The organism is Kitasatospora sp. NPDC036934 (assembly GCF_055608425.1).
In genome coordinates this window covers 226,453-239,261 of record NZ_JBVJQR010000004.1, presented here as the reverse complement: position 1 = coordinate 239,261, position 12,809 = coordinate 226,453, and the positions used below count along the sequence as shown (strand labels likewise).

Sequence of the window (12,809 nt, the reverse complement as noted above, 5' to 3'; positions counted from 1 at the left end):
GAAGGCTGCGGGTCCGGGGAGTCGCCGACTCCCCGGACCCCGCAGGCGCTACTCCCGCCCGACCGAGGTGTTGCGCATGTCCGCGTAACGGTCCCCGGCGACCTGCCCGGCCAGCGGCTCCAGCAGCGCCAGCTCCTCCGCGCTCAGCCGCAGGGTGGCCGCGGCGGTGTTCTCGGCCAGCCGGCTGCGCTTGCGGGTGCCGGGGATCGGCACGACGGTCAGACCGTGCACCTCGGCCCGCTGGTGCACCCAGGCCAGCGCGACCTGGGCGAGCGTCGCGTCGTGGGCCTCGGCGATCTTCCGCAGCGGGGTGAGCAGTTCGCCGTTGGCGACGGCGTTCTCCCCTGTGTAGCGCGGGTGGGTGCGGCGGAAGTCGTCCGCCGCGAGGTTCGCGGCGTCCTGGAAGGCGCCGGTCAGGAAGCCGCGCCCGAGCGGCGAGTACGGCACGAAGGCGACACCCAGCTCGGCCGCGGCCGGCACCGCCGAGCGCTCGACGTCACGGGCGAACACCGACCACTCGGACTGCACCGCGGCGATCGGGTGGACGGCGTGCGCCTCGCGCAGCTCCGCCCCGGTCACCTCGGACAGGCCCAGCTGACGGACCTTACCGGCCTGCACCAACTCGGCCATGGCGCCGACCGATTCGGCCAGCGGCACCTCCGGGTTGCGGCGGTGCATGTAGTAGAGGTCGATCACGTCCACGCCGAGGCGGCGCAGCGAGCCCTCCACGGCACCGCGGATGTACGCGGGGTCGTTGCGGATGGCGCGCTTGGTCGGGTCGTTCTCGTCGCGCTCGATGGCGAACTTGGTGGCGAGCACCACCCGGTCGCGGTTGGCCCGGACGAAGGGGCCGATGAACTCCTCGTTGCGGCCGGAGCCGTACATGTCCGCGGTGTCGAACAGCGTGACACCGGCGTCCAGCGCGGCGTCCAGCGTGGCGAGCGCCTCGGCGGAGTCGGTCGGGCCGTAGAACTCGCTCATGCCCATGCAGCCGAGGCCCTGGACGCCCACCAGCGGGCCGTCGGTGCCGAGGGGGGCGGTGGGAAGGACGGGGTGAGTCATGCGCTCTGCTCTTCCTCTGGTCGTTGGTACTGGCATCGGACGGGGGCGCCGGCACTGTCGGCGACCTTCCCGGCATAGAGATCGATCTTGTGGTCGAGGACGGCCAGCGTCGCCTGGAGGTCGGTGATCCGCTGCCGGACCTCCTCGCGCTGCGCCTCCAGCAGCTCCCGCCGCTCGGGGTAGGTCTCCTCGCCGCGGCGGGCCATGTCCACGTACTTGAGCATGTCCGCCACCGACATCCCGGTCAGCCGCAGCCGGCCCAGGAAGGCCAGCCGGTGCAGGTCCGCGTCGCAGTAGCGGCGCTGGCCGCCGACCGCGCGGTCGACCGGGTCGAGCAGGCCGATCCGCTCGTACCAGCGCAGGGTGTGGGCGGTCAGCCCGCTGGCCGCGGCGACCTCGCTGATGGTGTGCCGCGGGGTGTGGTCCGGCTCGCCGGCCGGGCCCTGGTACACCTCGGCGCAGCTGCGCAGCCCGGCCCCGGCCCGTGCGGGTGTGGCCATGATCGATTCCCCCTGTCCTGTAGACGGGAACGACGCTACCGAGTTGGAGTGCACTCCAAGCAAGCCGCCCAGCCGGGTGGCCCCACCACCCCGATCCGGGCCCGGCTAGAGTCGACCGCATGGAGAGCTTGCGGATGATCGACAACTGGCCCGTGCCCCACGCCGCCGCCGCGGTGGTCCGGGGGTCGGACGGCGCGGTGCTGGCCGCCCACGGTCCGCAGCAGCACCTCTTCCCGCTGGCCTCGGTGACCAAGCTGCTCACCTCCTACGCGGCCCTGGTCGCCCTGGAGGAGGGCGTGTTCGAGCTGGACGACCCGGCCGGCCCGCCCGGCTCCACCGTCCGCCACCTGCTGGCCCACACCTCCGGCCTCGGCTTCGACGAGGACCGGCTGTTCGCCGAGCCCGGCAACCGCCGGCTCTACTCCAACGCCGGTTTCGACGTGCTCGCCCGCACCCTGGCCGAGGCCGCCGGGATCGCGTTCCACCAGTACGTCGCCGAGGCGGTGTTCGAGCCGCTGGGCATGCACGACACCCTGATCAACACCGCGATCAAGTCCCCGGCCGGCGCCGGCGGCCTGTCCACGGTGGCCGACCTCACCCGGTTCGCCGCCGAGCTGCAGTCCCCCCAGTTGCTGGACCCGTCCACCGTCCGGCGGGCCACCCGCGAGGTCGCCTTCCCCGGCACCAGCGGCGTGCTGCCCGGCTACGGACACCGCCGCCCGAACGACTGGGGCCTGGGCTTCGAGATCCGCGACGGCAAGAGCCCGCACTGGACCGGCACCGCCAACTCCCCCGAGACCTTCGGCCACTTCGGCCAGTCCGGCACCTTCCTCTGGGTCGACCCGCAGGCCGACGCGGCCTGCATCGCGCTCACCGACCGGGACTTCGGCCCCTGGGCCGTCGAGGCCTGGCCGCCGCTCTCCGACGCCGTCCTCACCGAACTGAAGAACTGAAGGACTCGCGGACCGGCCCACCTCAGCCGTACGAGACCGGCGAGTGCATCTCCCAGAGCAGCAGCTGGGCGCCGGTCTCGCCGGCCGCCGGGTCGGCGAAGGCCTCGCCGGTGATCCGCACGCTGTCGCCGGGCACCATCGACCGGCCGGCGCCCTTGGGCCCCGGGACGGTCCGGTAGCCCAGCGTGCCGGCCGTCAGGTGCGCGTACCGCCAGGGCGCCGCCGGCAGTTGCGGCAGCGGCTGCCACGGGCCTGCGGTGGCCAGCCAGAGCGCGGCGTCGCCGCGGCGCAGCCGCAGGGCGTCCGTCCCGGCATCCCGCTCCAGCCCGGAGGCCAGCAGCGTCAACCCGCCGTCCGCCGGTTCCACCTTGCGCAGCCCGTACGCGGGGGCGGCGTCGAACTCGTCCGGCTGCAGCCACATCTGGACGAAGCGCACCGGGCCGGTGGCACCGCCGACGTTGCGCTCGGTGTGGGTGACCCCGGAACCCGCGCTCAGGTGCTGGACCATGCCCGGGCGCACCACCCCGCTGTGGCCGTGCGAGTCCCGGTGGGCGAGTGCGCCCTCCAGCACCCAGGTGAGGATCTCGGTGTCCCGGTGCTTGTGCTCCTCGAACCCGGCGCCGGGGGCGAGGAGTTCCTCGTTGCAGGCGAGCAGCGCGCCGAAGTGGGTGTTCTTCGGGTCGTAGTGGCCGGCGAAGGAGAACGCGTGCCGGGTCTCGACGCCCTCGGCGGGGGTGGAGCGGTAGCGCTCGGCGGTGCGGCGCAGGTCGGCACGGGGGCGGGCGGCGGCGTCGGTCACGGGCCCCACCGTACTGTGCCGGGCGGCCCGTCCCCGGGCACGGGCGCGCCCCGCGGCCCCCGGGTGTGACCGGGACCACCGGGCCCCCGCGCCGGGGGGTGTGCACGAGCAGTCACCCGCGTGAGGCAGTCTTGTCCTTGTGCCAGCCGCTTCCGCGAACTCCAAGAGCGATCCCACTCCCGCAGCCGATCCCACCGGGAACAGTCCGGCTCCCCGGGGCGGCCGCGACCGCCCCGGCCGCCCCGCGCCCCGTCTGACGGCCCAGGAGCGCAGAAACGCCGCCGAGCGGGCCGAGCGCCGGGCCGCGACGCTCAAGCGGCTGGAGAAGTCCTCGGGCAAGCTGGCCACCGCCGCGATCGCGCGGATGGACGACCAACTCGGCTGGTACCGGCGGATGCCACCGGAGCACCGGTCCTGGATCGGCCTGGTCGCCCAGGCCGGCATCGCGGCCTTCACCGAGTGGTACCGCCACCCGGAGGCCGCCCGGGCGATCTCCACCGACGTCTTCGGCACCGCCCCGCGCGAGCTGACCCGGGCGATCACCCTGCGCCAGACCGTGGAGCTGATCCGCACCACGATCGAGGTGATGGAGGAGGCCATCGAGGAGGTGGCCGCCCCCGGCGACGAGGCGGACATGCGCGAGTCCGTGCTGGTCTACGCCCGGGAGATCGCCTTCGCCACCGCCCAGGTGTACGCCCAGGCGGCCGAGGCACGCGGCGCCTGGGACGCCCGGCTGGAGGCGCTGGTGGTGAACTCCCTGCTGTCCGGCGACGCCGACGAGGGGGTGCTCTCCCGCGCCGCCGCGCTGGGCTGGGGCCAGCCCAGCCAGGTCCGGGTGGTGATGGGCAGCGCCCCGGACGGGGACAGCGAGCTGGTGGTCGAGGCGATCCGCAGGGCCGCCCGGTACGCCAAGCTGAACGTGCTGACCGGGGTCCTGGGCAAGCGCCTGGTGGTGGTGGTCGGCGGTGAGAAGGAGCCGGTGCACGCCGCCCGGGCGCTGATCGGCCAGTTCGCGCCGGGCCCGGTGGTGATCGGCCCGACCGTGCCGGACCTGCTGTCGGCGACCCGCTCGGCGCACGCCGCCGCGGCCGGCCTGCGGGCCTGCGCCGCCTGGCCGGACGCCCCCCGCCCGGTGCTCGCGGACGACCTGCTGCCGGAGCGGGCACTGGCCGGGGACCAGGCCGCCCGCGCCCAGTTGGTGGAGGAGATCTACACACCGTTGGACGAGGCCGGCTCCGCCCTGCTGGAGACGCTGAGTGTCTACCTGGAGCAGGCGTCGTCCCTGGAGGGGGCGGCCCGGATGCTCTTCGTGCACCCCAACACGGTGCGCTACCGGCTACGACGTGTGACCGACGTCACGGGGTACGCCCCCTCCGACGTACGTTCGGCGTTCACTCTGCGGATCGCACTGGCCCTCGGCCGGCTCACCGCCGCCGGGGAGCCCGGCTGAGCCGGAGTGTAGGGACCATACAATCCCGGATGGTTTTCTTCGTTACCGTCGCCTACCCGCCCCTGGGCGCCTGGCGAGAGAGGGTTGAACCGTGCTCGTAATCGTCGCCCCTGGACAGGGTGCCCAGTCCCCCGGTTTCCTCAGCCCCTGGCTGGAGCTCGACGGTGTCGCCGACCGCCTGCGCGGCTGGTCGGAGGTCGCCGGGCTCGACCTGGTGCACGCCGGGACCGAGGCGTCCGCCGAGGACATCAAGGACACCGCCGTCGCCCAGCCGCTGCTGGTCGCGGCCGGTCTGATGACCGCCCGTGAGCTGTTCCCGGACGAGGACGTCGCCCGCAAGCTGGTCGGCGCCGTCGCCGGTCACAGCGTCGGCGAGATCACCGCCGCGGCCGGCGCCGGGGTGCTCAGCGCCCATGACGCCCTGGCCTTCGTCCGCGAGCGCGGCCAGGCCATGGCCGAGGCCGCCACCGTCACCGAGACCGGCATGACCGCCGTGCTCGGCGGCGACCCGGAGGTCGTCGCGGCCAAGCTGGCCGAGCACGGCCTGACGGCGGCCAACAACAACGGCGGCGGCCAGATCGTCGCGGCCGGCACGCTGGCCCAGCTGGCGGACCTGAAGGCGGACCCGCCGGCCGGCGCCAAGCTGATCGCCCTCAAGGTGGCCGGCGCCTTCCACACCGAGCACATGGCCCCCGGCGTCGAGCGGCTGGCCGCGCTGGCCCCGAGCCTGACCGTGGCCGACCCGCAGGTCCGCTACGTGTCCAACAAGGACGGCGAGGTCGTCGGCTCCGGCGCCGAGGTGCTGGCCCGCCTGGTGTCGCAGGTCTCCAACCCGGTCCGCTGGGACCTCTGCATGGAGACCCTCGGACAGCTGGGCGCGACCGCCGTCATCGAGCTGTCCCCCGCGGGCACGCTGACCGCGCTGTTCAAGCGCAACCTGAAGGGTGTGGCCACGCTCGCCCTGAAGACCCCCGCCGATCTGGACAAGGCCCGCGAGCTCATCGCGGAGCACGGCGGTCAGGAACAGCAGGACCAGGAGGACCAGGCATGACCAAGCCGCAGATCCGACCCGCCACCGGCGCGCAGTACGCCCGCATCCACGGGGTCGGCGGCTACCGTCCGGTCCGGGTCATCCCCAACTCCGAGGTCCTGGAGTGGATCGACTCCTCCGACGAGTGGATCCGCACCCGCAGCGGGATCGCCGAGCGCCGCTGGGCGGGCCCGGAGGAGAGCGTCGCCGAGATGTCGCTGCAGGCCGCCGGCAAGGCGATCGCGCAGGCCGGCATCGCCCCCGAGCAGATCGGCGGCGTGATCGTCGCGACCGTCTCGCACCTCAAGCAGACCCCCGCGATCGCCACCGAGATCGCCGAGCGGCTCGGCTGCGGCACCGCCCCCGCCTTCGACATCTCGGCCGCCTGCGCCGGCTTCGGCTACGGCCTGGGCCTGGCCGACGGCATGATCCGCGGCGGCAACGCCGAGTACGTGCTGGTGATCGGCGTCGAGCGGCTCAGCGACCTGACCGACAAGTCGGACCGTTCGACCGCCTTCATCTTCGGCGACGGCGCCGGCGCCGCGATCGTCGGCCCGTCCGACACCCCGGGCATCGGCAAGCTGATCTGGGGCTCGGACGGCTCGCAGGCCGACGTCATCACCCAGACCCAGGCCTGGGACACCGCCTTCGCCAAGCCCGACGCGATCAACGGCCAGGCCGAGGACCCGGAGCAGGGCCGCACCTGGCCGGCCCTGCGGATGGACGGCCAGCCGGTGTTCCGCTGGGCGGTCTGGGAGATGGCCAAGGTGGCCCAGCAGGCGCTGGACGCCGCCGGGGTAACCGCCGACCAGCTCGGCGCCTTCATCCCGCACCAGGCCAACATGCGGATCACCGACGCGATGATCAAGGCGCTCAAGCTGCCCGCGTCGGTGCCGGTCGCCCGCGACATCGCCGAGACCGGCAACACCTCCGCCGCCTCCATCCCGCTGGCGATGGAGCGCATGCTGGAGTCCGGCGAGGCCCACAGCGGCGACCTCGCGCTGATCATCGGGTTCGGGGCGGGTCTCGTCTACGCTGCGGCGGTCGTTACGCTCCCCTAGGCGCGTTTCGCCCCATCCATCCACAAGCCCGTGTTCGGCTGACGGTCGGACACGTTCAACACCGAAGAGGAGCAGCCAGTATGGCTACCAAGGACGAGGTCCTGGAAGGTCTCGCCGAGATCGTCAACGAGATCGCCGGCATCCCGGCGGAGGACGTCCAGGAGGACAAGTCCTTCACCGACGACCTGGACGTCGACTCGCTGTCCATGGTCGAGGTCGTCGTGGCCGCCGAGGAGCGCTTCGACGTCAAGATCCCGGACGACGAGGTCAAGAACCTGAAGACCGTCGGCGACGCGGTGAACTACATCCTCACCAACGCCGACGCCTGATCAGCCGACTCGTACGAGTCGCCCAGTCCGTCCGGCGTGACGCACGCCTCGGACGGCTGACCCGTCGGCCCGGCTCCCCCCGAGCCAGGCCGATCCGCCGGCCGGGACGCCCCACCCGGGCGCCCGGCCGGGCCCTTCCTCGGCTCGCCGCCGACCCCGCACGAACGTGAAAGAAGAGAGACCAGTGACCGCTGAGAACCGAACCGTGGTCGTCACGGGTATCGGCGCCTTCACGCCGCTGGGCGGCGACGCCGCCACGACCTGGGAGAACCTGGTCGCCGGGCGCTCCGGGGTGGCGGCCCTGACCGAGGAGTGGGCCGAGGACCTGCCGGTCCGGATCGCCGCGCGCACCGCGGTCGAGCCGGGCGAGATCCTGCCCCGGCCGCTGGCCCGGAAGCTGGACCGCTCGGCCCAGTTCGCGCTGATCGCCGCCCGAGAGGCCTGGGCCGACGCCGGCTTCGAGACCCCGGCCACCGACGACTCCTCCAAGCTCGCCCCCGAGCGCCTGGGCGCCGTGATCGCCTCCGGCATCGGCGGCGTGACCACCCTGCTCGACCAGTACGACGTACTGAAGGAGAAGGGCGCCCGCAAGGTCTCCCCGCACACCGTCCCGATGCTGATGCCCAACTCCCCGGCGGCCAACGTCGGTCTGGAGGTCGGCGCCCGCGCGGGTGTGCACACCCCCGTCTCCGCCTGCGCCTCCGGCGCCGAGGCGATCGGCTACGCGATCGAGATGATCCGCAGCGGCCGCGCCGACGTCGTGGTGGCCGGCGGCACCGAGGCGGCGATCCACCCGCTGCCGATCGCCGCGTTCGCCAACATGATGGCGATGTCCAAGCAGAACGACGACCCCGAGCGCGCCTCGCGCCCGTACGACAAGGCCCGCGACGGCTTCGTGCTGGGCGAGGGTGCCGGTGTGGTCGTGCTGGAGTCGCTGGAGCACGCCGAGGCCCGCAACGCCCGGATCTACTGCGAGGCGGTCGGCCAGGGTCTGTCCTCGGACGCCCACCACATCGCCCAGCCCGAGCCGACCGGCGCCGGCGTGGCCCGCGCATTGGCCGACCTGTTCGACCGCAACGAGCTGGACAAGGCCGAGATCGTGCACGTCAACGCGCACGCCACCTCGACCCCGCAGGGTGACACCGCCGAGCTGAAGGCGCTGCGCAAGGAGCTGGGCGAGGACCTCGACCACATCCTGGTCTCGGCCACCAAGTCGATGACCGGTCACCTGCTGGGCGGCGCCGGCGGCATCGAGACCGTCGCCACCGTGCTGGCGCTGTACCACCGGATCGCCCCGCCGACCATCAACGTCGAGGAGCTGGACGACGAGGTGGACGCCAGGATCGTGACCGAGGCGACCCCGCTGCCCGAGGGCCGGATCGCCGCGCTGAACAACTCGTTCGGCTTCGGCGGCCACAACGTGGTGCTGGCCTTCCGCACCCGCTGACCCGGTCCGCACCCCGCGGCACCCGGCACGAAGGGGCCGGCGCTCTCCGCGAGCGCCGGCCCCTTCGTCGTGCGTACGGTCTCAGACCACCTGGTGCAGCCAGCGCACCGGCGCGCCCTCGCCCGCGTAGCGGAAGGGCTCCAGTTCGTCGTCCCAGGGCTTGCCGAGCAACCGGGAGATCTCGGCCTCCAGGTCGGCGCCCTCGCTGCGGGCCCGCAGCAGGACGGCCCGAAGCCGGTCCTCGGGGATCAGGATGTCTCCGTGGATGCCCGTGACGGCGTGGAAGATGCCGAGCGTGGGCGTGCTGCTGTACCGCTCCCCCTCCGCCGTGGCGCAGGGCTCGCTGGTCACCTCGTACCGCATCAGCTGCCAGCCGCGCAGCGCGGAGGCGACCTTGGAGGCGGTGCCGGGCTCCCCCTGCCAGGAGAGTTCGGCGCGCCAATGCCCGGGTGCGGCCGGCTGGCGGATCCAGTCCAGGCTCACCCGCACACCGAGCACCCCCGCGACGGCCCACTCGACGTGCGGGCACAGCGCGCGGGGCGCGGAGTGGATGTAGAGAACTCCACGTGTCGTCACCGGGACCTCCAGGCTGTGGACGAGGGTCGCCTTCCCCAGCTGCCTCGTGCCTGCAGTTGATCCACAGTTACCCACGTTAACCGACATTAAGCTACTAAATTGAGCAAAACGGACAGGCTTTCGCTCAATGCTAGTCGAATCCTCAACGAGGTCTACCCCTCGGCCGGATCTCTCCCCCGAACGGCCCCATCGCCAGGCGGGAACACCGTACCGCGCGGCGGCGCAGGATGGATGACGCACTTTCGGATCCGGCCGGAATGCGGTAGTGCGGCCGGATCCCCTGCGCCGTGCACGCGAACCGCCCCGCGCGCCCGGTCCGGGGCGGCGGGGCGGTCGGCTCCCTGATGGGACGTCAGCCGTCCAGGCGGACGACCATCTTGCCGGTGTTGGCGCCGCGCAGCAGGTCGATGAAGGCCTCTGCGGCGTTCTCGAAGCCGTCCACGACGGTCTCCTCGGTGCGCAGTTCGCCGGACTTCAGCCAGCCGCCCACCTCGGTGACGAACTGCGGCTGGAGGGCGGCGTGGTCGCCCACCAGCATGCCCTCCAGGCGCAGCCGCTTGCCGATCGCCATCGCCAGGTTGCGCGGGGCGGCGGGCGCGGTGGTGTCGTTGTACTGGGCGATCGCGCCGCAGAGCACCGCCCGGCCGTGCACGCCGAGGGCGCCGATCGCGGCCTCCAGGTGGTCGCCGCCGACGTTGTCGAAGTAGAGGTCGATGCCCTCCGGGGCGGCCTTGGCGAGCTGCTCGGCGACCGGTGCGTCCTTGTAGTTGAAGGCCGCGTCGAAGCCGTACTCGTCGACCAGCTTGGCGACCTTCTCCGCCGAGCCGGCCGAGCCGACCACCAGCGAGGCGCCCTTGAGCCGGGCGATCTGGCCGACCAAGGAGCCGACGGCGCCGGCCGCACCGGAGACGAAGACCTTGTCGCCCTCCTTGAGGCCGCCGACGGCGAGCAGCCCGGCGTAGGCGGTCAGGCCGGGCATGCCGAGCACGCCGAGGTAGGCGGAGAGCGGGGCGGCGGCCGGGTCGACCTTCACGGCGTGCTTCGCGTCCAGGGTGGCGTACTCGCGCCAGCCGAGCCCGTGCAGCACGGCGTCGCCGGGGGCGAAGCCCTCGGCCGCGGAGGCGACGACGTAGCCGACCGCGCCGCCGTCCATGGCCCGGCCGAGCTGGAACGGGGGCACGTACGACTTCACGTCGTTCATCCTGCCGCGCATGTACGGGTCCACCGAGAGGTGGGTGTTGCGGACCAGGATCTCGCCCGGGCCCGGGGTCCGGACCGGGGCCTCGACCAGGGCGAAGTCGGTGGGCACCGGCCAGCCCTGGGGGCGGGCGGCGAGGTGCCATTCACGGGCGGTGGCGGGGGTGGCCTGCTCTGCCATGGAGGTGCTCCTCGAAGGGGGGTGTCGGCAGGTGAAAGGTTGAGCAACTGAAGTAACGATGGGCATGAAAGGTTCATGTTGTCAACTTTTCAGGTAGACTCTGAGGCATGGACACTCAGCTGACCGAGGCCGCCACGCCGCAGTCCGACGAGATCACCCGCGAGGTCGTCGACCTGATGGCCAACCTGGTCGCACTGTTCCACCGCGAGTACGAGGAGGCCGCCGCCGCCCGCTCGCTCACCGGCGCCCAGGCCAAGGTGCTGGCGCTGCTGCGGCGCGGCCCGCTGCCCATGCGCCACATCGCCCAGACGCTCAGCTGCGAGCCCTCCAACATCACCGGCATCGTCGACCGGCTGGAGGCCCGCGGCTTCGTGACCCGCGAGGCCGACCGGCAGGACCGCCGGGTCAAGCTGGTCGCCGCCACCGAGACCGGCGCGGCCGCCTCCGAGGAACTGCGCGAGTCGCTCAACTTCGCCCGCGAGCCGCTCGCCGCGCTCGGCCCGGAGGAGCGGACGGTGCTGCGGGACCTGCTCAGCCGGATGCTGACCGGCGCCGCCGGCCCCGGAGCGTGACGAGCGTCACGGCTCCGGCGGTCGATTCCGCTGCCCTCCAGGGGTAACCGAACAGCCTTCCGGAACGTCTAACGTTCGAACGCCGAACGCGAGACACCTGAAGACGGGGGGCACGGAGGATGAGCAGCAGCACGCGCCGGCGCCGGTACCTGCGGACCGCCATCGGCCTGGCCGCCGTTCTGGTGCTGTCGGTCGTGGGAGCCGGAGCCTGGTTCTACCACCGGCTGGACAGCAACATCACCACCTTCGACGCGGGCGGTGTCGCCACCGAGCGCCCGCCCGCCCCCGTCCCGGCCAGCCCCGGCGCCCAGGTCCCGGTCAACGTGCTGCTGCTCGGCTCGGACACCCGGGACGACGGCAACAACGCGCTGGGCGGCGGCGACGAGGGCGTCGGCAACTCGGACACCGCGATCCTGGTGCACGTCTACGCCGACCACAAGCACGCCGTCGGCGTCTCCATACCCCGCGACACCCTGGTCACCATCCCGTCCTGCAAGCTGGCGAACGGCACCTGGAGCAAGCCGCGCAACGACCAGATGTTCAACTCCGCGTTCAGCCTCGGCGAGCTGCCCAAGGGCAACCCGGCCTGCACCCAGAACACCGTGGAGGCGCTCACCGGGCTGCGGATCGACCACACCATCGTGGTCGACTTCAAGGGCGCCGCCGCGATGACCGACGCGCTCGGCGGCGTGGACGCCTGCGTGCCCAATGACGTCGACCAGTACGGCATCCACCTCAAGAAGGGGCTGCAGAAGCTCTCCGGCAAGACCGCGGTCGACTACCTGCGAGCCCGCCACGGCATCGGCGACAACTCCGACATCGGCCGGATGCGGCGCCAGCAGGCCTTCCTCTCCTCGATGATCAAGAAGGTCCAGGGCGAGGGCTTCTCACTGCCCACCCTGCTGCCGCTGGCCGACGCCGCCACCAAGTCGCTCACCGTGGACGAGGGCCTCGGCACCGCGATGAAGCTGGTGGACTTCGCCCGCTCGATGGAGGACATCAAGCTCTCCGACATCACCTTCGTCACCGCTCCCTGGCGCTTCGCCGGGGACCGGGTGCGACTGGTCCAGCCGGACGCCGACACCCTGTGGAAGCTGCTGAAGGAGGACCGCACCCTGGACGGGCAGATCACCGCCGGCACCGGCGCCGCCGTCGCGTCCGCCTCTCCCTCCGCCGGCGCGAGCACGAGCCCCACCCCGAACGCCCCGCTCGCCGCCGACCAGGCCGCCGCCCCGATCACCGTCGTCAACGGCGTCGGCACCCCCGGGCTGGCCGGCTCCGGCGCCGAGGCGCTCAAGGCCCGCGGCTTCCACAACGTCACCCTCGGCGCCAACAACCCCGGCAAGCAGCGCACCGAGGTCTCCTACGACCCCGGGCTGAAGGCCGCCGCCGACCAGGTCACCGCCCTGTTCCCCGGAGCCCGGGCGGTCGAGGAGGCTGGCTCGGGCACGATCACCGTCACCCTCGGCGCGGACTACCAGGCGCCCGGCACCCGGCTCGACTCGGTCACCGCGCCCCCGGCCACGCCCACCCCCGGCAGCACCGCGCCCAGCGGGATCCCCACCGGCATAGCGGAGAACACCCGCGGCGCCGACACCGATCCCTGCGCCGATCTGACCTTCGGGTCCTGAACTCCGGGTTCCGGCCGCCGG

General features: G+C 72.8%; 13 protein-coding genes. 8 read left to right on the top strand and 5 right to left on the bottom strand.

What is annotated here, in order from left to right:
* Positions 1 to 48: 48 nt before the first annotated feature.
* Together ACZ7BZ_RS08495 and ACZ7BZ_RS08490 are read right to left on the bottom strand one after the other, a co-directional pair.
* Positions 49 to 1,062 (bottom strand): aldo/keto reductase, encoded by a 1,014-nt coding sequence (locus ACZ7BZ_RS08495; protein WP_380460586.1) that lies wholly within the window; start codon positions 1,060 to 1,062, stop codon positions 49 to 51.
* On the bottom strand, positions 1,059 to 1,562 hold the full coding sequence (locus ACZ7BZ_RS08490; protein WP_470357701.1) for a MerR family transcriptional regulator: 504 nt from the start codon (positions 1,560 to 1,562) through the stop codon (positions 1,059 to 1,061). Before ACZ7BZ_RS08490 ends, ACZ7BZ_RS08495 begins: the two co-directional genes overlap by 4 nt.
* Positions 1,563 to 1,681: 119 nt before the next feature.
* Here ACZ7BZ_RS08490 and ACZ7BZ_RS08485 point away from each other — a divergent pair, with 119 nt between their 5' ends.
* Entirely contained in the window at positions 1,682 to 2,515 is an 834-nt protein-coding gene (locus tag ACZ7BZ_RS08485; protein WP_465741783.1) for a serine hydrolase domain-containing protein, read from the top strand.
* A gap of 22 nt (positions 2,516 to 2,537) precedes the next feature.
* Here ACZ7BZ_RS08485 and ACZ7BZ_RS08480 read toward each other — a convergent pair whose 3' ends face one another.
* On the bottom strand, positions 2,538 to 3,314 hold the full coding sequence (locus ACZ7BZ_RS08480) for a pirin family protein (protein WP_380460592.1): 777 nt from the start codon (positions 3,312 to 3,314) through the stop codon (positions 2,538 to 2,540).
* Between the two features lie 253 nt (positions 3,315 to 3,567).
* Here ACZ7BZ_RS08480 and ACZ7BZ_RS08475 point away from each other — a divergent pair, with 253 nt between their 5' ends.
* The 5 genes from ACZ7BZ_RS08475 to fabF all read left to right on the top strand — a co-directional run bounded on the left by ACZ7BZ_RS08475 (position 3,568) and on the right by fabF (position 8,631).
* Positions 3,568 to 4,764, top strand: coding sequence for a PucR family transcriptional regulator (locus ACZ7BZ_RS08475; RefSeq protein WP_465742084.1), 1,197 nt, complete (start codon positions 3,568 to 3,570; stop codon positions 4,762 to 4,764).
* A gap of 91 nt (positions 4,765 to 4,855) precedes the next feature.
* Complete coding sequence (locus ACZ7BZ_RS08470) at positions 4,856 to 5,815, top strand: ACP S-malonyltransferase (protein WP_470357700.1); 960 nt, start codon at positions 4,856 to 4,858, stop codon at positions 5,813 to 5,815.
* On the top strand, positions 5,812 to 6,855 hold the full coding sequence (locus ACZ7BZ_RS08465; protein ID WP_465741789.1) for a beta-ketoacyl-ACP synthase III: 1,044 nt from the start codon (positions 5,812 to 5,814) through the stop codon (positions 6,853 to 6,855). The genes ACZ7BZ_RS08470 and ACZ7BZ_RS08465 overlap by 4 nt, the downstream gene beginning before the upstream one ends.
* An 80-nt stretch (positions 6,856 to 6,935) precedes the next feature.
* On the top strand, positions 6,936 to 7,184 hold the full coding sequence (locus ACZ7BZ_RS08460; RefSeq protein WP_380460597.1) for an acyl carrier protein: 249 nt from the start codon (positions 6,936 to 6,938) through the stop codon (positions 7,182 to 7,184).
* A 184-nt stretch (positions 7,185 to 7,368) separates the two neighbouring features.
* Positions 7,369 to 8,631 carry a beta-ketoacyl-ACP synthase II gene (gene fabF / locus ACZ7BZ_RS08455; RefSeq protein ID WP_380460599.1) on the top strand — a complete coding sequence of 421 codons (1,263 nt, stop codon included), beginning with the start codon at positions 7,369 to 7,371 and terminating at the stop codon, positions 8,629 to 8,631.
* Between the two features lie 81 nt (positions 8,632 to 8,712).
* Here fabF and ACZ7BZ_RS08450 read toward each other — a convergent pair whose 3' ends face one another.
* Complete coding sequence (locus tag ACZ7BZ_RS08450; protein WP_188304317.1) at positions 8,713 to 9,207, bottom strand: DUF3145 domain-containing protein; 495 nt, start codon at positions 9,205 to 9,207, stop codon at positions 8,713 to 8,715.
* A 352-nt stretch (positions 9,208 to 9,559) separates the two neighbouring features.
* On the bottom strand, positions 9,560 to 10,585 hold the full coding sequence (locus ACZ7BZ_RS08445; protein ID WP_470357699.1) for an NADP-dependent oxidoreductase: 1,026 nt from the start codon (positions 10,583 to 10,585) through the stop codon (positions 9,560 to 9,562).
* Positions 10,586 to 10,692: 107 nt separating this feature from the next.
* Between ACZ7BZ_RS08445 and ACZ7BZ_RS08440 the strand changes: the two genes are divergently transcribed.
* Together ACZ7BZ_RS08440 and ACZ7BZ_RS08435 are read left to right on the top strand one after the other, a co-directional pair.
* A complete protein-coding gene (locus ACZ7BZ_RS08440; RefSeq protein ID WP_380460603.1) occupies positions 10,693 to 11,157 on the top strand; it encodes a MarR family winged helix-turn-helix transcriptional regulator in 465 nt (154 codons plus the stop codon).
* Between the two features lie 119 nt (positions 11,158 to 11,276).
* The gene (locus ACZ7BZ_RS08435) at positions 11,277 to 12,788 is read left to right on the top strand and encodes an LCP family protein (protein WP_470357698.1); all 1,512 of its coding nucleotides are present in this window, start codon (positions 11,277 to 11,279) and stop codon (positions 12,786 to 12,788) included.
* The last annotated feature ends 21 nt before the right edge of the window (positions 12,789 to 12,809 follow it).

Coding starts and splice junctions, on each gene's coding strand:
- ACZ7BZ_RS08495 (WP_380460586.1), bottom strand. CDS start 1,062: ATGACTCACCCCGTCCTTCCCACCGCCCCCCTCGGCACCGACGGCCCG.
- ACZ7BZ_RS08490 (WP_470357701.1), bottom strand. CDS start 1,562: ATGGCCACACCCGCACGGGCCGGGGCCGGGCTGCGCAGCTGCGCCGAG.
- ACZ7BZ_RS08485 (WP_465741783.1), top strand. CDS start 1,682: ATGGAGAGCTTGCGGATGATCGACAACTGGCCCGTGCCCCACGCCGCC.
- ACZ7BZ_RS08465 (WP_465741789.1), top strand. CDS start 5,812: ATGACCAAGCCGCAGATCCGACCCGCCACCGGCGCGCAGTACGCCCGC.
- ACZ7BZ_RS08460 (WP_380460597.1), top strand. CDS start 6,936: ATGGCTACCAAGGACGAGGTCCTGGAAGGTCTCGCCGAGATCGTCAAC.
- ACZ7BZ_RS08445 (WP_470357699.1), bottom strand. CDS start 10,585: ATGGCAGAGCAGGCCACCCCCGCCACCGCCCGTGAATGGCACCTCGCC.
- ACZ7BZ_RS08440 (WP_380460603.1), top strand. CDS start 10,693: ATGGACACTCAGCTGACCGAGGCCGCCACGCCGCAGTCCGACGAGATC.
- ACZ7BZ_RS08435 (WP_470357698.1), top strand. CDS start 11,277: ATGAGCAGCAGCACGCGCCGGCGCCGGTACCTGCGGACCGCCATCGGC.